At 44.6% G+C, this 21,068-nt stretch carries 19 protein-coding genes; 9 read left to right on the top strand and 10 right to left on the bottom strand.

Annotated features, from left to right (window positions below):
- The first annotated feature begins 9 nt into the window (after positions 1 to 9).
- The 3 genes from QSH61_RS01450 to cysQ are packed head-to-tail and all read left to right on the top strand — an operon-like array spanning position 10 to position 3,116.
- A complete protein-coding gene (locus QSH61_RS01450) occupies positions 10 to 1,734 on the top strand; it encodes an SLC13 family permease (protein ID WP_206471697.1) in 1,725 nt (574 codons plus the stop codon).
- An 11-nt stretch (positions 1,735 to 1,745) separates the two neighbouring features.
- On the top strand, positions 1,746 to 2,342 hold the full coding sequence (gene cysC / locus QSH61_RS01445) for an adenylyl-sulfate kinase (protein WP_010607813.1): 597 nt from the start codon (positions 1,746 to 1,748) through the stop codon (positions 2,340 to 2,342).
- A 3-nt stretch (positions 2,343 to 2,345) separates the two neighbouring features.
- Entirely contained in the window at positions 2,346 to 3,116 is a 771-nt protein-coding gene (cysQ, locus tag QSH61_RS01440; protein WP_010376240.1) for a 3'(2'),5'-bisphosphate nucleotidase CysQ, read from the top strand.
- Positions 3,117 to 3,164: 48 nt separating this feature from the next.
- On the opposite strand, the gene QSH61_RS01435 is transcribed toward cysQ, so the two are convergent.
- Complete coding sequence (locus QSH61_RS01435; RefSeq protein ID WP_206471689.1) at positions 3,165 to 3,995, bottom strand: arylamine N-acetyltransferase family protein; 831 nt, start codon at positions 3,993 to 3,995, stop codon at positions 3,165 to 3,167.
- A gap of 133 nt (positions 3,996 to 4,128) precedes the next feature.
- Positions 4,129 to 6,786, bottom strand: a complete 2,658-nt coding sequence (locus QSH61_RS01430; protein ID WP_249122743.1) for a putative bifunctional diguanylate cyclase/phosphodiesterase — start codon at positions 6,784 to 6,786, stop codon at positions 4,129 to 4,131.
- Between the two features lie 156 nt (positions 6,787 to 6,942).
- Here QSH61_RS01430 and QSH61_RS01425 point away from each other — a divergent pair, with 156 nt between their 5' ends.
- Positions 6,943 to 7,923: an extracellular solute-binding protein gene (locus QSH61_RS01425; protein ID WP_227387582.1), complete on the top strand. Its 981-nt coding sequence runs from the start codon at positions 6,943 to 6,945 to the stop codon at positions 7,921 to 7,923.
- Here QSH61_RS01425 and QSH61_RS01420 read toward each other — a convergent pair.
- Entirely contained in the window at positions 7,900 to 8,562 is a 663-nt protein-coding gene (locus tag QSH61_RS01420; protein WP_174170881.1) for a hypothetical protein, read from the bottom strand. The two genes, QSH61_RS01425 and QSH61_RS01420, sit on opposite strands and share 24 nt — an antisense overlap.
- Positions 8,563 to 8,646: 84 nt before the next feature.
- A complete protein-coding gene (locus QSH61_RS01415) occupies positions 8,647 to 8,916 on the bottom strand; it encodes a hypothetical protein (protein ID WP_010607806.1) in 270 nt (89 codons plus the stop codon).
- 198 nt (positions 8,917 to 9,114) lie between these two features.
- Here QSH61_RS01415 and QSH61_RS01410 point away from each other — a divergent pair, with 198 nt between their 5' ends.
- Positions 9,115 to 9,483, top strand: coding sequence for an RNA-binding S4 domain-containing protein (locus tag QSH61_RS01410; protein ID WP_206471687.1), 369 nt, complete (start codon positions 9,115 to 9,117; stop codon positions 9,481 to 9,483).
- 268 nt (positions 9,484 to 9,751) lie between these two features.
- Positions 9,752 to 12,487, top strand: coding sequence for an aconitate hydratase AcnA (acnA, locus tag QSH61_RS01405; RefSeq protein WP_206471686.1), 2,736 nt, complete (start codon positions 9,752 to 9,754; stop codon positions 12,485 to 12,487).
- 49 nt (positions 12,488 to 12,536) lie between these two features.
- On the opposite strand, the gene QSH61_RS01400 is transcribed toward acnA, so the two are convergent.
- Entirely contained in the window at positions 12,537 to 13,298 is a 762-nt protein-coding gene (locus tag QSH61_RS01400; protein ID WP_174170883.1) for a hypothetical protein, read from the bottom strand.
- A 95-nt stretch (positions 13,299 to 13,393) separates the two neighbouring features.
- Between QSH61_RS01400 and QSH61_RS01395 the strand changes: the two genes are divergently transcribed.
- The 3 genes from QSH61_RS01395 (at position 13,394) to QSH61_RS01385 (ending at position 15,284) form a co-directional block, all read left to right on the top strand.
- On the top strand, positions 13,394 to 13,831 hold the full coding sequence (locus QSH61_RS01395) for a hotdog fold thioesterase (protein WP_010607802.1): 438 nt from the start codon (positions 13,394 to 13,396) through the stop codon (positions 13,829 to 13,831).
- 77 nt (positions 13,832 to 13,908) lie between these two features.
- Positions 13,909 to 14,127 carry a hypothetical protein gene (locus QSH61_RS01390; protein ID WP_102055937.1) on the top strand — a complete coding sequence of 73 codons (219 nt, stop codon included), beginning with the start codon at positions 13,909 to 13,911 and terminating at the stop codon, positions 14,125 to 14,127.
- Positions 14,128 to 14,198: 71 nt separating this feature from the next.
- Positions 14,199 to 15,284, top strand: a complete 1,086-nt coding sequence (locus tag QSH61_RS01385) for an NAD(P)/FAD-dependent oxidoreductase (RefSeq protein WP_206471685.1) — start codon at positions 14,199 to 14,201, stop codon at positions 15,282 to 15,284.
- Here the strand turns inward: QSH61_RS01385 and QSH61_RS01380 are convergent.
- The 5 genes from QSH61_RS01380 to QSH61_RS01360 form a co-directional block, all read right to left on the bottom strand.
- On the bottom strand, positions 15,281 to 15,820 hold the full coding sequence (locus QSH61_RS01380) for a DUF4124 domain-containing protein (protein WP_206471684.1): 540 nt from the start codon (positions 15,818 to 15,820) through the stop codon (positions 15,281 to 15,283). The genes QSH61_RS01385 and QSH61_RS01380 overlap by 4 nt on opposite strands.
- A gap of 12 nt (positions 15,821 to 15,832) precedes the next feature.
- On the bottom strand, positions 15,833 to 16,597 hold the full coding sequence (locus tag QSH61_RS01375; protein ID WP_206471683.1) for a transporter substrate-binding domain-containing protein: 765 nt from the start codon (positions 16,595 to 16,597) through the stop codon (positions 15,833 to 15,835).
- A gap of 104 nt (positions 16,598 to 16,701) precedes the next feature.
- The gene (locus QSH61_RS01370; RefSeq protein ID WP_010607797.1) at positions 16,702 to 17,442 is read right to left on the bottom strand and encodes a phosphoadenylyl-sulfate reductase; all 741 of its coding nucleotides are present in this window, start codon (positions 17,440 to 17,442) and stop codon (positions 16,702 to 16,704) included.
- Between the two features lie 38 nt (positions 17,443 to 17,480).
- Positions 17,481 to 19,202: an assimilatory sulfite reductase (NADPH) hemoprotein subunit gene (cysI, locus tag QSH61_RS01365; protein WP_174170887.1), complete on the bottom strand. Its 1,722-nt coding sequence runs from the start codon at positions 19,200 to 19,202 to the stop codon at positions 17,481 to 17,483.
- Between the two features lie 44 nt (positions 19,203 to 19,246).
- Positions 19,247 to 21,064 (bottom strand): assimilatory sulfite reductase (NADPH) flavoprotein subunit, encoded by a 1,818-nt coding sequence (locus QSH61_RS01360; RefSeq protein ID WP_174170934.1) that lies wholly within the window; start codon positions 21,062 to 21,064, stop codon positions 19,247 to 19,249.
- Positions 21,065 to 21,068 lie beyond the last annotated feature (4 nt).

The raw sequence follows: 21,068 nt of genomic DNA, 5'->3' as shown, positions 1-21,068 counted from the left end.
TATGACGTCATTATGGAACAAGTCATTTTAACAGGCATTATGCTAGCGTTAGTCGTGTGTCTTTTTGCCACACGCATTAACGCTGCATGGCTATTCACAGGCGCAATCGCCACTAGTTATTTGACTGGCCTCATCGATCTTGAATCGATGTTGGTGAATTATGCGAACCCGTCTTTAATCACGCTTGTGCTACTTATCCTAGTTTCTATTGCGATTGAAAAAACAACCTTAGTCAAAAAACTCGCCCACTCAATGGCACAAGGTAGTCTCGCAAAAGCGGTGATTAAACTGGGTTTATCCACCGCCTTTTTGTCTTCTTTTACCAATAACACTGCGGTGGTTGCTTCGCTGATCACCACCGTTAAAGAGAGCAAAACACACGCGCCTTCTAAGCTGCTATTACCGCTTTCTTATACCGCTATTTTAGGTGGTACGTTAACGCTAATAGGTACTTCTACCAACCTTATTGTTAATGGCTTTGCCGTAGAAGCAGGGATGGCACCGCTGGGCTTTTTTGACTTTACCTTAGTTGGTCTTGCCGTCCTGAGTGTTGGTTTATTGACCATCACGATTATGCTCAAATATTTGCCCGACAACGGCAAAAATAATGATGAGGTCGTGCCGTTTTATTTAGAAGGGAAAGTTGAGCCAAGCTCCAAGCTAGTTGGCCGCACAGTTGAAGAAAACGGCCTGCGCGACCTCAAAGACTTATTTCTTGCTGAAATCATTCGTGGTGAACGACGGATCTGCGCCGTTACGCCACAACAAGAAATTCTTGCTGGTGATGTTCTGCTATTTGTGGGCGACATCAACTCAGTGCCACTGTTACAGCGTTTCGATGGATTAAAGATGGTCCATGATAAACACGAGAAAGACGTTGAGCACTTGGTGGAAGTGGTCGTCAGTCAGTCTTCACGCTTTCTTGGAAAAACCATTAAAGAGATCCGCTTTAGAGAGCAGTTTCATGCTGCTATTATTGCGATACGTCGTGGTCATGATCGCCTACAAGGTGGGATCGGTCAGGTCGAATTACAAGCGGGTGACTCTTTAATACTAGCACCAAGCAGCGATTTTTATGCACTCCCCAATCTCAAACGCGAATTTGTGTATATCTCGGGCCTAGATTTACAAACACATCTATCTCGCAATAAGTCCAACACCGTACTTGCGAGTTTTGCGACAGTGGTTGGCCTTAGCATCTTTGGAGTTGTACCGCTGGTAAAAGGGTTAATCGTGTTACTCGCTGCCCTTGTGGTGCTCGGTACAATTAAAGTCCCAGAGATGAAACGCCGTTTTCCTATTGAGCTTGTCGCTATTGTTGGCAGTGCGATAGGACTGGCGAAGTTAATGATTGAAACCGGGCTGGCAGCCGAGATTTCTTCGAGCTTATTGTGGTTGTTAGGGGATTTTGGTCCTTACGGTGCATTTATCGCCATTTTTGTGATGACTGTGATATTTACCGAACTCATCACTAACAATGCCGCGGCTGCACTTTCATTCCCAGTAGCTTATGCGCTGGCAAGTGGCTTTGATGTAAGTCCATTGCCATTTGTAATGGCGGTAGCCTTTGGCGCATCCGCGAGCTTTATCTCACCTTTTGGCTATCAAACTAACCTCATGGTGTATAGCGCAGGCAACTATCGAATTCGTGATTACGTCACCATGGGACTGCCCTTGTCGTTGATTTATTCAGCGACGGTACTGACTGTTATTCCATTTGTCTTTCCATTTTAATAGAGCAAAGTATGGACGAAAATATTGTTTGGCATAACTATGCCGTAGATAAAACAAAACGTAGCGAATTAAAAGGTCATAAGCCTTGCGTGCTTTGGTTTACAGGCTTTTCAGGCTCAGGTAAAAGCACCGTGGCCAATGCTCTTGAGCATGCACTGCAAGCAAAAGGCATACATACCTACCTCCTTGATGGAGATAATGTCAGGCATGGACTGTGTAAAGACTTAGGGTTCAGCGATGAAGACCGAGTCGAAAACATTCGTCGAGTGGGTGAACTCAGCAAACTCATGGTCGATGCGGGACTAATGGTACTCACCGCTTTTATCTCTCCTTTTCAAGCAGAACGAGATATGGTGCGTAACTTAGTCGCAAGCGGCGAGTTTATTGAAGTATACCTAGATACGCCGCTTGCAGTTTGCGAGCAACGAGACCCTAAAGGTTTGTATAAAAAAGCGCGTGCTGGAGAAATAAAACACTTTACTGGCATTGATTCGGCGTATGAGCCCCCAATCAGTCCAGAAATATGTTTAAATACTTCCGAGCAGTCGCTGGAAGAATCTGTCCAGCAGCTAATACACTATCTACTGTCAAAAAATTTAATAGGGTAAGTCATGAATCATACGGATCTGCTGGAAGAAGTATTAAATCTAAGTATTCGCGCTGGTGAAGCGATTATGGAGATTTATGCCAAGGACTTTAATGTTGAATATAAAGAAGATGAAAGTCCCGTCACTGAGGCAGATCTCGCTGCACATAAAATTATTGTTGCAGGCCTAAAGACTCTAACTCCCGAAATGCCGATATTAAGCGAGGAAAGCGCGGGTATAGATTGGCAAGAACGCCAACAATGGCAAGAGTATTGGCTGGTTGACCCCATTGATGGCACCAAGGAATTCATCAAGAAAAATGGCGAATTTACGGTAAATATTGCACTTATCAATAACGGTGAACCCATTCTTGGTGTTGTTCATGCTCCAGCACTTAATGAAAGCTACCTTGCAGAAAAAAGTATTGGCGCGTTCAAGCAAACGGGTGAAGCTCGCATAGAGCTCAAAGTCACCACCAAGCCCAATCAAGGTTTAATCAAAGTAGTTGGCTCGCGCTCACATCCTTCACCAGATTTAGCTGAGTACCTTACCCGCTTCGAGCAAGTCGACATGGTGCCTAAAGGCAGTTCACTTAAGTTATGCTTAGTGGCAGAAAGTAAAGCCGATGTTTACCCTCGTCTTGGCCCAACTTCAGAGTGGGATACCGGGGCCGGACACGCGGTGGCGAGTATCGCAGGGGCAAAGGTCAGCCAAGTGAATGGCGAGCCTCTGCGCTATAATCAAAAAGCCGAGTATCTTAACCCCTATTTTGTGGTTTCTAGGTTGGAAGACTAAGCTAGAAGGTGATAATACCGTAAACTAATTCACATAAAACCAGTCGAATTAACGTTCGACTGGTTTATTTGCGACGCGAGTTAGGAGTTTATCGTATACGCTTTTTAAAACCGCTCTTGGCGTTTCAAGCAAAAATGTCTCTTTTACCAACTGCTCCAGCTGAGCAAAGCTCTCAACTGCAGTTTCAGTAACACAGCCATCACATTCATGCCATTCAAAATAACTCTGATTACGCAGTAAATAACGATGGCAATCTGTAATTCGAGAAACCACTAAGTTATTCACAAACGCCGCTTCAGGATGTTGATGGGAATAAAAGTGTGCCACTTCACAATCGGATTCGAACACTTCAGCAAGGTCGACATGATATAAAGTGAGCGGTGCTTCTCCTTCCTCTAACAAAGTAACTTTAACTGTGTCTGCTGTTTTTTGTACCTGATAAGACTGCCGACCTTGGATAATTAAGGTCTGATTGATGTTAATCGGTACACGAGGAGACTTCACTCCAAACCCCACATCAACCAAATACTGCTCGCCGTCCAAATTTAACAATGTCATCCGATGAGAACGAGGATTGGAGAGGCTACCATTTAGCATTACTCTCGCAAGAATCGGCCTTACCGTAAACCCAAGCTGTTGCAACGCTAAAAATGCCACCTTGTTATGCTCAAAGCAGTAGCCTCCTTGTTTGTTGATCACTAAGCGGTTAAATAGTGGTAATGGGTCAAGCAACATACGCTCACCATACATGGCATTAATACTTGAGAAGGCGTAACGAGAGAGGTGTTTTTGTTGTAACTCGGTGACCAGCTCAATCCCAGCAAAGTGCTGTAACGATAAGCTGCTAAGATATTGATTGATATTCGCTTCTAATTCCATGACTGACTCCAAAAGTTGATGAAGGCAGGTTAAAACCTCAACCCATGTTAAGGTCAATAGGTATTTTTACTTTTTCAACCATTGTTTCTATTACCTCATAAGATGTCACTTTGTTATCCAAACCTCAGGTTAACTAGGCAAATAACTGATGCACTTTTTTGCTCGGCAAAGCGAGGCGTTTAGCTTCTGCCACAACCAGCGGCTTCGACATAAAATAGCCTTGCGTTTGATGACAATAAAGCCTTGATAACGTATCAAGCTGCGCTGCCGTTTCAATGCCCTCGGCTGTCACGACAAGGTTAAAGCTGTGCGCAATCGCACAAATTGCTTCAATGAGTTGCGTCGCCTTACCGCCCAGCTCAATGCCGGACATAAAAGCCCTATCTATTTTAATGCCATCCACAGGAAGATGATTGAGCCGGGAAAGGCTGCTATAACCTGTGCCAAAGTCATCAATATAGATGCCAAATCCCGCCTGATGAAGTTGCTCCAGCGGCCCTATAAGCATGTTTTCCTCTGCCATCATGGCGGATTCTGTCAATTCAAGCTTAATTTGTTTCATCGCAACATTTTCATCCTCACAGCGAGACACTAACCAATCGATAAATTCCTGCGACTGGAGTTGCAACGGAGAAACATTAACCGCGACAAAAAGGGTGCTGTCTCCTATGGCATTGATAAACTTAATCGCCTGATCAAATACCCAGCGACCAAGCTCTGAAATCTTCGCGCATTGTTCTGCGATGGGAATAAATTCCGCAGGACTTACTTCTCCGAGCGTTGGGCTATTCCAGCGTAGTAGCGCTTCGAACCCTTTTAAATTCTGCCCTTTTTGACAATAAACGGGTTGCAAATTCAGGTTTAGTTCGCGAGACATAACTATTGCCTGTAACGCTTGCTCAATCTGGATCTTTCGAGCTGCTTCGCAAGCGATAGCATTAGTGAATATATGATAAGTGTTCTTGCCTCGCTTCTTTGCCTCATACATTGCAATATCGGCATCATGCAGTAGCTTCTCAGCATCGCAATGTAGACACGGAACGGTAAAGTGACGTACGCCAACGCTACCACTTACACAGTGGCTGTTACCATGGTACAGAAATGGCGCTCGGATCCGTGCAAGAATATCTTCAAGCACCCCCTCAATTGGTTCATGTAGATGCTCATCGTAAATAAGGACGGCGAATTCATCACCGCCAAGCCGAGCAATATCGGCATAGCTACTAAGCAGCATACGCATTCTTGTTGCAAACTCGATAAGCAGCCTATCGCCGGCTTGATGGCCTAAGGTATCGTTTATTAGCTTAAAGCGGTCTAAGTCAATATATAGCAAAGTAAACTTGGCGCATTTACGCTCACGGAGCTTATCAACCAAAGACACAAAGCTCTGACGATTTAGCAGATCGGTCAAGCTGTCATGTTGCGCTTTATATCGCAATTGTTCTTGGAACAGTTTAGCCTGAGTAATATCCGTCACTCTCCCCTCATACTGGCAACTATCCGGTTGATGCAGCCAATGCCCTGAATGTCTAAGCCAGATATGCTCTCCCGATTCCGCTTTTGCTAACCACTCCATTTCTTGGTGAGCTTGCTTCGTGGCAACAATCTGGTTCCACTGCTCATGACACTCAGAGTCTCGCATAAGCGCACTAAAGTCTGTATTTGGCGAAGGAATACGCCCACCAAAAAGTAACGCATTGAAAGCGGGGTTGGAGTCAATAATGTAGCCCAGGCGGTCTAGTACAAATAAACCTTCATGGCTATTAACGAATAAACTTTTATACTTACGCTCTGCAGCGACCTGTTGCTGCAAAGCCCCTAAGCGCTTATTAGATTCGACTTGTAACCTGTGGTTAGACACCTCTAAGCTTTTAGTTCTTTCAACAACTAAATTATTGACGGTGTCATTGCGGTTTTTCAGTTGTCTTAGCTGGAGCCACACCAATAAAATACAGGCGGCCAGAATACCTAAAAAGAGTACAATCAGTACGCTATGGTTATTTAACCAACTTGGATGTAAACACGCCTCATCATACAACTGCATGGTAATGGGCAAACCATAAAAATTAATGGTGTGTACCGCACTTGGCGTTAAATTCTGAAGGTCGAAACGTGTCTGCCAATCGGAGCTATAAATAATTTCTTTTTTTGAAGAGACCAATAAGTGTTGCTTACGCTGCTGATATAATTGGCCAAATAGTGAATCCAATAAAAAAGGTAACTCAAAACTTAATCCCAGTAGCGTTTTAAACTCTCCAAAACGCGGTTGCTCTATCAATACACTGAGTTTTTGCCTATTTGGCTGGACATAGGTCGTTAAGTCATTCTCATCCCGCTCTGCAAAAATATCTCTCTCAAGTACCTCCGCCTGCCCGACTGTCTGGCCAACTTCAGACACAGGTGCGGCACGGGTAACCACCAGCCATTGGTTAGCCTGATCATCTACATTGCCTCTAACTTTAAAGTCAAAATACCCTCTTTCTCGCTGCACTTTCTCTAATATGGAGAATTGTTCAGGTGAAACCACTGCGTATGTTTCCATACTCAACCCTAAATTCGCCGTGGTAAGCTGTGATTGCGCTATCTCATAAAAGTCAGCATCTTGATGGGTATTGAGGTAGGCGTCTATCGAATACAGTAGGTGGGCAACGTGTTGCAACTTACTATCCAGTAAGTACTCTAACCGCGTCAACTCCTGCGCGCTTTTGCTTTCTGATTGGTTTTGGTAGTAAACATTCGCTATCAAGCCAACATATATCAAACAGGCGAACAACAATATGAACCCCAACACAGGAAGCCTTCGCTTAAAAACCTGCTGAGCACTATGGAGAATGGCATTTGTAAAAACGCGTCGTTTAAATCTGGACATCTTCATCGAACATTGTATGCTACACCTATTCGATAATAATTCTTATTTGCAATGAATAAAAGTAAACTTTTTCTTTTTTTGCTCTTTTGGGTACATTTTGGTCAAGCGGTTGCGAAGCAACCCCACACCTCGCAAGTAAACGTCTATTCATTTAGAAAATATGAATTAATTCAACCTGTCCTCCAGGCATTTGAAAAAGAGACTGGGATCACCGTAAACCTCGTAAATGGTAAATCAGCACAACTGCTTGAGCGTCTCAAAAGCGATGGCGCGGACTCAAAGGCCGATGTGTTGCTCACCTCTGATCTAATTCAGCTGCATGATTACAAAGCACTACTGCGTCCTATCGACAAGATCACAAATTGGCAAGCAGTAAATCCTGAACTCAAGGATGATGATAAGCGTTGGCTCAGTGTTTCGATAAGGACACGCGCATTATTCCGTAAAAAAGGTGTTTCTACACCCTTGCCCGAGCACTTTTCGGATTTAGATAAATCGCTTTACCAGGGTAAGTTTTGCATTCGCCAGTGGTCTCATAGTTATAACTTGACGTTAGCATCGAGCCTCTACGCTTCTTCAAATAGCAATGACTCCTCATGGCTCAACCACGCTAATACGCTATTAGCAAAGCGTCCTGCTGGAGGAGATAGAGATCAACTGCGAGCGCTTGCACAAGGCCAATGTGAATTTGCGCTGGCGAATCACTATTACTGGAGCATGATGCAGCACTCCGAGAATAAGCGCGATAAGGCACTTGCCGAACAGCTAGAGATCCACTTTCTGAAAATGCACTCGGGAAAAACGCCTATTTCTACCACCACGGTTGCGATAGCAAAGCATTCACCCAATGCACACAATGCCGAGCTATTTATTGATTTCTTGCTGAAACCGAGTACTCAATCCATGTATGCTAATTTGCTTCATGAATATCCTGTGATTCAGAGCTCGCAAACGGCTCCTACTCCATTTGTCCCCGCCACGAAACAGGTGAAACTCGGCCTGCAGCAAGTGTCACGAGCCCAACGAGTTATTAACTCACTCAGCAAAGATCACTTGTAAGTCACAGTTAAATACAGGCACAGGCCCATCGAAAAGCTGCTGGCGGGTAAATGTTTTTGCAGGCTTGGGTCCCTGTAATGTCTGCACTGTATGTTCACGCTCGGCATACACTTGCTGGTAGGGGTGCTGCTCGGATTTCTCATGCCACGTGAGCGTAAGAGAATTACTTTTATAGATCCAACGCCCCCGATACTCAGTGCCAACCTGCTGCCAATGACCATTGGGTTTCAGCTGCAATTGGATAGAATCATCTTTACATTGGTGGGCAAACAATAGATCTGGCAATGCTTGAGCAGCTCTGTTTTGCACCAGATACAACCCCGCGTTATTCGGTGTATAACGGTGCCCTTCCATATTAAATTCTGAAATTGTCAGCGTATCAAAACCAATCTCTTTCACTACATATTCAATATCCCTAAGCCAATTGTCGCCTGAAGTCATCGGTGGAATATTTAATTGTGCACTCTCATATTGTAGCGGTACGGGAAGCTCGGTAAAACGATAATGAATATCTCGCTTTTCTAATGCTTGAACTAAGTTAGCTCTAGTACCTTCATCGAGGCCGGATTCAAAGATATGTAAAGTTTGGGTGCTACAGCCACCCAATAATAAAGTAGCAATTGCGAAGATACGTTGCATTATCATCCTTGGTGTTACGCCTCGGTTTGAAATGCACCTTCCTAGGGAAGTATGCTTCAACCTCAGTCTTATTAATGCTTCAAATTAACACCTAGACAACCAATTTTCAACAGAAGATTTAGGGTAAAGAATATCTTTAAACAATCGATGCTGTTGATGACGTAAGTGCAGTTCCTGACTTGGCAGCCCTGCTTGCACCTGACTATGATGCTCATTAAATCGGGAGATGACAGAAAGCTTATCCTTGGCTTGTGTGAGAGACTCATTGACATAGTGACGTACATCATCCGCGGTCATTAGATCTGTCTTATCTACATTCATAAGCTCTTTTCTTAATGCTGTGCGAATACCCATCGTTGCCTCCATAAAATACTGATAAAAACAAATCGCGTGGACGGCGTGCAAGATACACACCAAATGCTTCAGTAATGTTAAAGACCCCGGATTTAACGAAAAAGTTTCGTCATTCACCGCAGTAATTTTATATACTGTCGTACAAGGCAATAAGACACTGGCTGTGTTAGGTAAATACGGCATGTTGAGGTTATGAAAATGCAAGATGGGTTTATTGAAATTGAGCTCGAAGAAGAGCCGATAGAATTGTGTAACCTTTTGAAAGTGCTCGACTTAGCAGAAACTGGTGGACATGCTAAGTTATTGATCACTGAAGGTTATGTAGCAGTCAACGATGAAATATGTACGCAAAAACGTAAAAAGATTTATTCAGGCGATATTCTGCATTTTAATGGTGATGAATTTCATTTAACCTTAGCACCTGATGCAACGCCGCAACCGCGTGCAGTTGCCACTCCACGCGCCGAAACGGCACCAACGCCGAGTAAGAAAAAACGACAAAAGCCAGGAAAATCTTACACACAAGTGGACAAAAATACAGGCCGAAAACCCATTTCCTTTGGCTAGCAATCTCACACGCTGACGTATTTAATTACAAAAATGCTCACCTTTTTAGTGCACCGATGCTTCGCGAAAGTGCACTTCCCCCTTGAAAAAGTGTCCAATCAACACTAGGACTATAGCAGTACAAAAAAACGGCAAGTCTGCAACTGGTACATTCTATGCACCTTGTTATGCATTTTTAGAACAAAACCAATTCATTTAATTGGATGCTCTACTTCCCTCTTATATAGAGCAAATCTTAAGTGCAGTTGGTATAAGGAAAGGGTCAAGCATGAATAATTCATATAACACCCTGACTCAGCTTACCGTCGGCGAGCGTCAGGTCCATATTCACTCACTTCCAGCTTTAAGCGATAGGGCAAGAAGATTACCGTTTTCGCTTAAAATTTTATTAGAAAATTTACTGCGTCATGAAGATGGCAAAAACGTGACTGCACAAGACATCGATGCCTTACTCAACTGGAAGCCGGAAGATAAACCCAGTAAAGAAGTTGCTTTTACGCCCGCGCGCGTCGTGATGCAAGATTTTACAGGCGTACCAGCCATCGTGGATCTTGCAGCAATGCGTGACGCTATGGCAAAACTCGGTGGCGATCCAAATAAAATCAATCCCTTATCACCCGCTGAAATGGTCATAGACCACTCTGTACAAGTAGACGAATATGGCCACGATGGCGCCTTTGATCTTAATGCAAAGTTAGAGTACCAACGCAACAAAGAGCGCTATGAATTTTTGCGCTGGGGGCAAGGCGCGTTTGACAATCTAAAAGTGGTGCCACCCGCAACCGGGATCGTGCACCAAGTTAACCTAGAGTATTTAGCACGTGTCGTATTCGAAAAAGAAATCGATGGTATGCCATTCGCCTACCCTGATACATTAGTGGGAACTGACTCTCATACCACAATGATCAACGGTCTTGGCATTTTAGGTTGGGGCGTAGGCGGCATTGAGGCCGAAGCCGCCATGCTTGGTCAGCCAATTTCGCTGCTCATTCCTCAGGTCGTTGGTTTTAAACTGGAAGGACAGTTGCCTGAAGGCACAACCGCAACTGATTTGGTACTCACCGTGACACAAATGCTACGTGAACACGGCGTAGTGGGTAAGTTTGTCGAATTCTTTGGTGATGGCTTAGCAGACTTACCACTTGCCGATCGTGCCACCATCGCCAACATGGCACCTGAATATGGGGCAACCTGCGGTATTTTCCCCATTGATAACGAAACCTTGGAGTATCTACGACTAACCAATCGTGATGAAGAAAAAATTGCATTAATCGAAGGTTATGCCAAACATCAAGGCATGTGGCGAGAACCAGGAGATGAACCACTTTACACCGACGTACTGACACTAGACTTAGCGACAGTGGTTCCAAGCCTTGCAGGTCCAAAGCGCCCACAAGATAGAATTCCTCTCAATGACGCAGGCAAAACAATTCAAGCCCATTTAGGTGAATTCCAACATGAGCGCAGTGAAAAAAATGCCGTGTCAGATCAAGATGAAGCTCGCACTGTTGGTGAAGGCGGGACTTCTCGAGTTGATCAAGATGAGCCCGCGACGCTTGGCGTCGGTAAGGTTACATTTAAAGAGCAAGAGTTTGAATTAGTCGATGGCGCCTGCGTAATTGCCGCCATCACAAGTTGCACAAACACCTCTAATCCAAGTGTTATTCTTGCCGCAGGCCTTGTTGCACAAAAAGCAAAGACACTTGGCTTAAAGCCTAAGCCTTGGGTAAAAACCTCATTGGCTCCTGGCTCAAAAGTAGTTACCGATTACCTAAAACAAGCCGAGCTATTGGAACCGCTTGCTGAACTAGGTTTTGATTTAGTGGGCTATGGTTGTACGACTTGTATCGGCAACTCAGGTCCCTTACCGAAAGAAATTAACGAAGCCATCGTTAAACATCAGCTGGTTGTCAGTTCCATCTTATCAGGAAACCGCAACTTTGAGGGGCGGATCCACCAAGATGTAAAAATGAACTTTCTCGCCTCGCCGCCACTTGTTGTTGCCTATGCACTTGCAGGCCGCACTGATATCGATGTCTACAATGAGCCATTGTGCCAAACCGATGATGGCCAGGATGTGTTCTTAAAAGACATTTGGCCATCGGTCTCAGAAGTCAGTGAACTTGTGTCTCAGACAGTCACACAAGCCATGTTTGAGAAGAACTATGCAGACGTTTACCAAGGCGACCAACATTGGCAACAAATCGCGGTAAATCAGAGTGAGCGCTATGATTGGCAAGATAGCTCTACTTATATTCGAAAAGCCCCTTTCTTTGATAATATGAGTAAAGAGCCACCTGGGATCCCAAGTATCAAAGGCGCACGCTGTCTCGCTAAACTGGGTGACTCAGTAACGACTGACCACATTTCTCCAGCAGGTAATATCAAGGCCTCGGCCCCAGCTGGGGAGTATTTACAAGCGCAAGGAGTGAAACAAGCTGATTTTAACTCTTACGGTTCGCGTCGTGGTAACCACGAAGTTATGATGCGAGGTACATTTGCAAACGTGCGCTTACGCAATCAATTGGCTCCGGGTACCGAAGGTGGTATTACTCGCCTATTGCCTGAGGGCGAACTTATGAGTATTTTCGATGCTGCGGAGCATTATCAGCAGCGTAATACGCCACTCGTTGTGCTCGCGGGCAGTGAGTACGGCACGGGTTCATCACGAGACTGGGCTGCTAAAGGGTCTTTACTACTTGGGATTAAAGCCGTACTTGCTAAAAGCTACGAGCGTATTCACCGTTCTAACCTCATTGGTATGGGGGTATTACCGCTACAATTTAAACCAGATGATGGCCACGAAGAACTGGGACTAACTGGCGAAGAAGAGTTTGAAATTGAAGGGATATACGACACATCAACCGAAGTGGTAGTCACGGCAACAAATGCGGATGGCAAAGAAATCAAGTTTTCGGCGGATATCCGGATCGATACCCCTAAAGAGTGGGAGTACTACCGACATGGCGGGATTTTACAGTACGTCTTAAGACAAATGCTATAGGCCTCATTTGGCAATACTTTAATGGAAAAGACGGCACCGGCCGTCTTTTTTAAAACCTTTGAGTGTAAATCAGCGTAATTGTATTGATGCCACCATCATCAAGCGCACTGCCAATTCCAAACTTCAGCGCCGATTGTGAACTAAACCAATAATCAGTCTGTAACTCCACTACGGATTGATCAAAATCATCTTCACGTAATCGAGCTGATGCAGAGATCTGCCAATTCTTAGCCAAATAATAGCCAGCATGGATCTGCCAAAAGTCGATGTCGGCTGCGACTTTTTGCATTTTTACATCCCATCCAACGCCATTATCAATCTCTGTATAACGAAAAAATGGCGCTATTGCCGTTTCTGTATCTCGTTCATCCACTCCGTAGTTATCAAATTCTGAGCGCTCGCCAATGAGCGTAACACCAAGCTGCATATTCTCACTAACAAAACGTCCCACTTGTACCAGCGCTATCGTATCTCGCGTCGCAGTAAAAAGTGCAGAGTCATCTCTAAATTGAGTTACATCAACGGCAACTCGCCAGTCTCGTCCAATAAAGAACTCAGCATCAGCTTGATAAAGATGCCAATCATCATTTTTAAAACCACCTACAGAGAAGTTATTACTCTTTTGCAGATACCCCTGTAAACCATAGGGTGTACCATCATTCTCTAACTCAGTAAGGTAGTGTCGATACTGAACACCTAAGAATCCATCCTCAATCTCTAAAAACTCTCCGAAACCAACACTTACTTCGTGAGAGTTGGCCATACTGAAACCTGAATAAATTAACAGTCCTATCAGTGATAATGCTTTCATACTTTCCCCTTTATGTTAATGAAACGATTGTAACTACGAAAAAAAATCGCCATAGTAAAAAAATGTAAGCATATGTATTCAAAAGAGAGACAAGTATGGCAATCTGGTTTAAACCCGTAAGTGTAGAGTTATGCAAAAAGCTGGAAGATGGCATGACAGGTAAAGGTACGCTTATGAAAACGTTAGGGATAGAAATCAGCGAGGTGGGTGACGACTACTTAGTTGCTACTATGCCTGCGATTCCTGAACATCATAACCCCATGGGTATGGTCCATGGCGGCGCAAACGTTGCTTTAGCGGAAACCGTTGCAAGTTACGCAGCAAACTTTGTTGTAGATACCGAACAATTCTACTGTGTAGGGCAAGAGATCAATGCTAATCACTTAAAAGCATCGAGAACAGGCATGCTCACAGCTATAGCTAAGCCAGTGCACCTAGGAAAACGTTCATCTGTATGGGAGATCCGCATCACTAACAGTCGCAATGAACTATGCTGCATTTCCAGAATGACCGCCGCAGTAGTATCACGCTAAAACTTGATCTATCACAACTACAAAAAACCAAATCCACCTCATTATTATTGCAACACACAAAATAGTGAGGTGGTACTGTGTCAACTCAAAAGCTTTGGCCTCTGCATATGCTCATCGTAGCGGGATTGATTTTAATTTTCACGGGCCACACCATGTTAACGACCGACTGGCTGAATGATCTTGGTCCGAGCGGTTTTATAATTGGTGCGAGCTGTGTCGCGCTCGGTCTCATTTGTTCTTTACCGACTAAAATATATCTGACCATTTTGCTAATGCGTCGAGAGCACCGAGATTAGCGTATACCAGCTTGATATTGGGTTGGTTTTACTGCACCCTGAGCGTCTACGTTTATGAAGGTACTCAGTTTGTGGAAAAGGTCGACACCCTAATTATTGGCGCAGGCGTTGTAGGCTTAGCGATAGCAGCAAAGCTCAGCAAGAGCCGCAGCGTTATTGTTATCGATAAAGAATCTCGTGTTGGTGAGCATACGAGTAGCCGTAATAGTGAAGTGATCCATGCGGGCATTTACTATCCTTATGGTAGCTTAAAGCACCAGCTCTGTGTTCGAGGAAAAGCACTCCTTTACACGCACTGTGAGCAGCTAAATATTCCCTTTCAGCGACTCGGTAAATTCATTGTTGCGACAAACGCAGAGGAAGCGAAAAGCCTAGAACAAATTAAGACGCGTGCCCATGCTAACTCTGTCACGGATATTGACTTTGCTTCATCCAAGACCATCGAGCAACAGCTCAACTATTTGAAAATACATAGCGCACTATTCTCTCCCTCCACCGGTATTTTAGATAGTCACCAATTTATGTTGTCACTCATCGCTGAGATTGAAAGTAATGGGGGGATTGTCGCAACGCAAAGTGAGTTTATTCACGCACAGCAATTAGACAGTGATTTTATTGTTGCGATGCGCTGCAATGGCGAGCAGTTCGAAATGGGCTGTGACCAGCTGATAAACAGCGCGGGGCTGAATGCCCCCGATGTGCTCAATAAAATTACCGGCGATAGCGACAAAGTCATCGCCTATTATTGTCGTGGCCGTTACTATCGCTATCATGGTAAGCACCCATTTCAACAGCTCATCTACCCTCTCCCTAACACGCATGGATTAGGCGTACACGCGACAGTAGATTTAGCTGGGCAACTCAAGTTTGGCCCTGATACCGAATATATTGAAAATATTGATTACCAGTTTGATGACTCCCAAAAAGCGCACTTTGTCGCCGCAATAAAGCGATACTGGCCGACTCTGGATGAGAATAGACTGACAGCGGATTACACTGGGATAAGACCTAAATTAAGCAAAGAAAAGCAAAGTGATTTTGTAATTCAGTTCGAGGCAACCCATGGAATATCAGGCTTTGTTAACTTAATGGCGATTGAGTCACCGGGATTGACCGCAAGTCTCGCCATTGCAGAATATATTGAACAACGACTTTAGCGCTGGTTTTCCTCCAGCGCCTTTTCAAGCTGTTTCGTTCTATCGTCCATCAGCTGTTGGATGTTTTTCGCATCTTCCATCACCTGTTTTACCGCTTTTGGATTTAATGCCGTTGGTAATGCCGAAGCGGTTTCTTTACTTACAGCTTGCGCTGGTTGTTTATTCAGAATACTTATGTCTTCAGCTGCTACCACGGTAATTTTACGCTCATCTAATTGATAGTACTGCGACTCGCCGTTTGGATTGGGTTTATCAGAGTAATGCCATTGTCCTTTAGCATCCTGCCAACGATACACTTGTACCCCAGATGTAGGTTGCTGAGTGTCGTCACTCACAAATTCCTTCGTGTGTGTTTTCACTTTATCAAACGCTGTCACACCTTGATCCGTTAATGCTGTTACCTGCTGCTCAACCTTGTTGGTCAACGAATTTACATTTAACCATGGCTTGCCATCAGGGCGCTTCAATACAAACAAACTGGCTAACGCCACCAGCATTATCATAATCATTAAGTAACTTGCGGCTTTCATCTTCATACTCGACTTTCCTTAGAGACCATACTTTAACAGTATCTGCTTAAATTGCTCCGTTTTTTTAAAGTCAGCATAAAAGTGATTAAAGTCATCACACAATTTTTTCGCTCTTTGAGTGCGGCCAAACTGCAATTGCAACGGCGCGACATCCGAAACGCCACGCACGCTGATAGTACTTTTTAATACTGGATATTTCAGCTGTAACCAACGCAGTGTTGGTTCGCCAACAATAGAAAAAGCGAGACTTTTGTCACTTCCGCCCGCAAGCACGGACAAAATATCAAATTCTGAGTAATAGTCTTTGCGCTGCAGCATATTACTATCAAAATACGGCTCTAGCTGAGGATAGGTATAACCAAATCGACCTAAAAATAAATGCTCGTTTAAGCCATTTACATCAAATTGCTCAGCCTGCTTGTGTGTAACAAATACGTCTTCAATTGTGTAAATTGGCGCACTCCAACACATTTGCATAGTGCCACGATACCAATGCTCTGACTCCATCCGCACATCGACATTTCCTCGTTCGATTTCTACAGTCGAACGTTTTTCGGGATAAACAGGGTAGTTTGGTTGGTAATGATATTGTGCTGCAAACAGCTCAAAAATATCAATGAGCACACCCCGTTCTTGGGCATGTTCGATAATGAACGGAGGATAATACTGTACTGCAAAGTTGATAAACGTTTTGCTTTCTTCCGCTGTTTTAGCGTGGCCAGCAAAAGACAAGGTACAACTAAATAGCAATAATATCGTCTTTGGAAAGTAGATCAAAGCCACCTCCAAGACCTTGAACGAATAATAGACTAAGTATGACCGATCGCTGGGAATTTCCAAGTCAAAAAGCCAGCCACACTCAAATCTACTAAATGAATATTACGGATCTAAATACCATCACCATCAATATGCAACCCACACTCACGATTCAGACCGAAGAAACGTGTTTCTTCCTCAGTCATTCCAGGTTCAAGCTTACGGGTGGTGTGAACATCCCCCATAGAAACATAACCTTGTTCCCAGAGCGGGTGATAAGGCAAATCAAACTTTGTAAGATATTGATACACATCACGATTATGCCAGTCAATAATAGGGTAAAACTTGACCGTGCCGCGACTGAGCTCAACGATTGGCTTATCCGCACGCGTTGAAGACTGCTGACGACGTAAGCCACTGAACCAAGTGCCTGCGCCAAGTTCCCGTAACGCTTGAGTCATCGGCTCAACTTTGTTTAGGGTATTGTATTTTTTAATCCCTTCTTCGCCTTGCTCCCATAACTTACCATACACCGCCTCTTGCCAAGCAGGACTCTGCTTAGCACGGTATATCTTAAGATTGAGTGCCAAACGCTCTGACAGTGATTCAATAAATTGATACGTCTCAGGAAACAAATAGCCCGTATCGGTAAGTACCACGGGGATATCAGGCTGCTGCTGAGTCAAAAGATGTAACATAACCGCAGCTTGAATACCGAAACTAGAAGACAAAAAGTGAGTATCCGGTAAGTTTTCCAGTGCCCAAGCCACTCTCTGCTCGGCAGTTTTATCACTCAGTAGGGCATTAGCATCCGCGAGTAGCATCCGCTGAGTTGCGCTGTCCAGAGTCAATATTTGCTTAAAATCACTCATTTTCTCATCCAATGGGCAGCCTAGCTGCCCGTTCTAAATCAAGCGTGGAAATCAGTTTTTGACACTTTGACTTCCGCAACGATTTCTTTGCGGATGACATAGTCACCAAAACATTCATCTTCGTTGCGCTCACTGACCCACTGACCAATCAACTCATCTAGCGCTGGCAGGAAGACGTCTTCGCCGACATTCTCCAAGTACAGCTTAGGAATGCGAGTACCAGCACGGTTACCACCTAAATACATATTGTATTTACCAGGTCCTTTACCCACGAATCCAACCTCGGCTAGCATCGCTCGACCACAGCCGTTAGGGCAGCCAACTACACGAAGGATAATATTCTCTTCAGCAACCTCATGCTTGGCGAGCAACCCTTCTACCTTTGTCACAAGCTCAGGTAAATAACGCTCCGCCTCTGCCATCGCAAGTGGACACGTCGGTAGCGATACACACGCCATCGAGTTTTTACGCTGCTCTGAATGCTCGCTATCTATCAAACCATGCTCGCGGGCAATTTGTTCGATTTGCGCTTTATCCTCAGCTGCAACTCCAGCAATAATTAAGTTTTGGTTTGCAGTCATGCGGAAATCCCCTTTGTGGATTTCTGCAATTTTGCGACAACCTGTTTTAAGTGGTTTATCTGGGAAATCTAAAATACGGCCATTTTCGATAAACACTGTTAAGTGATGCTTACCATCAATACCTTCAACCCAACCAAAGCGGTCGCCACGGTGAGTGAATTCATAAGGACGGCTTGGCTCAAACGTCATACCGGCACGGTTTTCAACTTCCGCTTTAAACACCTCAGTACCAAATGTATCTAGCGTATATTTGGTTTTTGCATTTTTACGGTTTACTCGGTTACCCCAGTCACGTTGCACAGAAACCACATGCTCAGCAACGGCAAGTGTATGCTCAAGCGGAATAAAGCCAAGCTCATCTGCTTTACGTGGATAGGTATTAACGTCACCATGGGTCATCGCCAAACCACCACCCACTAGCACATTAAAGCCAACTAGCTTGCCCTCATCTGCAATAGCAACAAAGTTGAGGTCATTGGCATGCACATCGACTTCATTGTTCGGAGGGATAGTCACAGTAGTTTTGAACTTACGTGGTAAATACGTATCACCCAAAATCGGCTCTGCCGTTGTCTCGGTTTTTTCACCGTTCAGCCAGATCTCAGCGTAAGCTTTAGTTTTTGGCAGCAAGTGCTCTGAAATTTTAGCCGCCCACTCGTACGCTTCTTGGTGTAACTCAGACTCGACCGGGTTAGTTGTACATAACACGTTGCGGTTTACATCCCCCGCCGTCGCAATAGAATCGATACCTACGCTATTCAGCAGCTGATGCATCCCTTTGATGTTTGGCTTCAGTACACCGTGGAACTGGAAAGTTTGACGTGTTGTCAGACGAATGCTGCCATACATGGTTTTATCCGCTGCAAACTCGTCAATCGCCAACCACTGATGTGGTTTAATGATACCACCAGGCATACGAGCACGAAGCATCACGTTATGCAGTGGCTCAAGCCGTTGCTTAGTGCGCTCTGGGCGGATATCGCGGTCGTCTTGCTGATACATACCGTGGAAACGGATCAATTGGAAGTTATCCGCAGTAAAGCCGCCGGTTAGTTGATCGGTCAGATCCGTTGAAATTGTGCCACGTAAGTGGGCACTTTGTGACTTCAAACGCTCATTATCAGAAAACTTTGCGTTTGCATCGAGCTTACTATTCGGTTTGATTTCAGAGTTGCTCATTGTCTTTCCTACATTAAAATTGGCTGACGGTATAACAAGACGCGTTAGTAAACGTCTTTCTGATAACGGTTTGCGCTACGCAATGCTTTAAGATATTGCTCAGCTTGTTCATCATCTTTCCCTCCATGGGTTTTAATGATGTCGATAAGTGCTTGGTGTACATCTTTGGCCATTCTGCTAGCGTCACCACAGACATAAAAATGAGCGCCCTTTTCAAGCCATGCAAATACAGCTTCGCCCTTCTCGCGCAGTCTATCTTGCACGTAAATCTTTTCTGCCTGATCACGACTAAATGCCAAATCTACATGTGTTAATAAACCCGACTTTACATACTTTTGAATTTCTACTTGATAAAGGAAATCTTCTGTAAAGTGTGGATTACCAAAGAACAGCCAGTTTTCACCCTCAGCGTCACGCGCCTCACGCTCTTGCAAGAAGGCTCTGAACGGTGCGATACCTGTACCTGGGCCAACCATGATCACAGGTGTAGCATTGTCCACTGGTAATCTAAAGTTATCGTTGTGCTCACTGAATACTTTCACTTTCGTGCCTTCTTCAGCACGATTCGCTAAATAACCTGAGCAGCCGCCAAAATGCTTTTCACCAAAGGTATCAAATTCAACTAAACCTACGGTTAAATGCACCTCTTCTTCCACCTCAGCTTGGCTTGACGCGATAGAGTACAGGCGCGCTTGTAACTTGCGACAGCAATCAACTAGTGCTTGCGCCTCAATGTTGGCAGGGTTTTGCTTTATCACATCAAAGATTTGGCGTTCTTCAATATAAGCACGCAATGCCGCTTTATCGTTTGCAAGTGCGCTTAGCTCCTCATTCCCAGTCGCAATCGCATACTTTTCAACAAAGCCAGGATACGACTGTGTTAGCTCAAGATGTTCAATTAACGCCGTTTCTAATGAAACGGTGAGTTCACCTATTTTTACGGTTTGTGCTTTGTCGAGTTTTAAGGCATCGATCACCGCCGCCACTTCTTGTGGGTCATTTAAGAAATACACGCCAAGTGAATCACCCGGCTGATAAGTGATATCGGAACCTTCAAGGGAAATTTCAATGTGACGCACATCTTTGCTTGAGTTTCTGCCAGTGATCTTTTGTACCACACTCAGCTCAGCCGCAAATGGGTTTTGCTTTGTATATTGACTTACTGCAGCCTGAGGAACGCCAAACGGCATGCTGATAACGTTACCACCACCTGCTTGCTGCTGGGCTTTAAGCGCAGGCTCTAATGCATCTAGCGCCTGTGCGATCCACGCCTCGGCTTCAGCTTCATAATCCACATCTAAGTCAGCTCGCGGCACAACAATTTCAGCACCAAGGGCAGCCAAGCGCGCTTCAAAATCCTTTGCCGTTTGGCAGAAAAATTCATAACTTGAATCACCAAGGCCAATCACAGCTTGCTTTACACCTTCCAGTTTAGGCGCCTTCTTACCAGCTAAGAATTCATGCAATGCTTCTGCATCTTCTGGTGGCTCACCCTCACCGTAAGTAGAGACAGCAATCACTAAGAACTTCTCTTTCTTCAGGTTGGCAGGTTTGTAGTCAGCCATATTGACCAACTTAGTCGTCAAGCCACGCGCTTCCGCCTGAGCTTTAATTTGGTTTGCAACCCCTTTTGCGTTACCAGTTTGTGAACCAAATAAAATAGTCAGAGGTGCAGACTCGTCAGCGCCCGCTGTTGCTTGTCCAGCAATACCTGATAATGCAGCTGAATTTGCGGTTGCAGCTAAATAGCCACTTACCCATGCCTGTTGGATTGGATTTAACTCTCCAACTAAGCCTTGTAGTTTTTGCAGTTGTTCATGTGTCAGCGGACTTGCTGCAGCATTAAGTTGACTTAACAACATCATG

This window comes from Pseudoalteromonas sp. JC3 (assembly GCF_030291895.1).
GTDB lineage: Bacteria > Pseudomonadota > Gammaproteobacteria > Enterobacterales > Alteromonadaceae > Pseudoalteromonas.
This window is presented reverse-complemented; position numbering and strand designations above follow the sequence as displayed.

Coding starts and splice junctions, on each gene's coding strand:
- cysC (WP_010607813.1), top strand. CDS start 1,746: ATGGACGAAAATATTGTTTGGCATAACTATGCCGTAGATAAAACAAAA.
- cysQ (WP_010376240.1), top strand. CDS start 2,346: ATGAATCATACGGATCTGCTGGAAGAAGTATTAAATCTAAGTATTCGC.
- QSH61_RS01435 (WP_206471689.1), bottom strand. CDS start 3,995: ATGGAATTAGAAGCGAATATCAATCAATATCTTAGCAGCTTATCGTTA.
- QSH61_RS01420 (WP_174170881.1), bottom strand. CDS start 8,562: ATGCAACGTATCTTCGCAATTGCTACTTTATTATTGGGTGGCTGTAGC.
- QSH61_RS01415 (WP_010607806.1), bottom strand. CDS start 8,916: ATGGGTATTCGCACAGCATTAAGAAAAGAGCTTATGAATGTAGATAAG.
- QSH61_RS01410 (WP_206471687.1), top strand. CDS start 9,115: ATGCAAGATGGGTTTATTGAAATTGAGCTCGAAGAAGAGCCGATAGAA.
- acnA (WP_206471686.1), top strand. CDS start 9,752: ATGAATAATTCATATAACACCCTGACTCAGCTTACCGTCGGCGAGCGT.
- QSH61_RS01400 (WP_174170883.1), bottom strand. CDS start 13,298: ATGAAAGCATTATCACTGATAGGACTGTTAATTTATTCAGGTTTCAGT.
- QSH61_RS01395 (WP_010607802.1), top strand. CDS start 13,394: ATGGCAATCTGGTTTAAACCCGTAAGTGTAGAGTTATGCAAAAAGCTG.
- QSH61_RS01380 (WP_206471684.1), bottom strand. CDS start 15,820: ATGAAGATGAAAGCCGCAAGTTACTTAATGATTATGATAATGCTGGTG.
- QSH61_RS01370 (WP_010607797.1), bottom strand. CDS start 17,442: ATGAGTGATTTTAAGCAAATATTGACTCTGGACAGCGCAACTCAGCGG.
- cysI (WP_174170887.1), bottom strand. CDS start 19,202: ATGAGCAACTCTGAAATCAAACCGAATAGTAAGCTCGATGCAAACGCA.
- QSH61_RS01360 (WP_174170934.1), bottom strand. CDS start 21,064: ATGTTGTTAAGTCAACTTAATGCTGCAGCAAGTCCGCTGACACATGAA.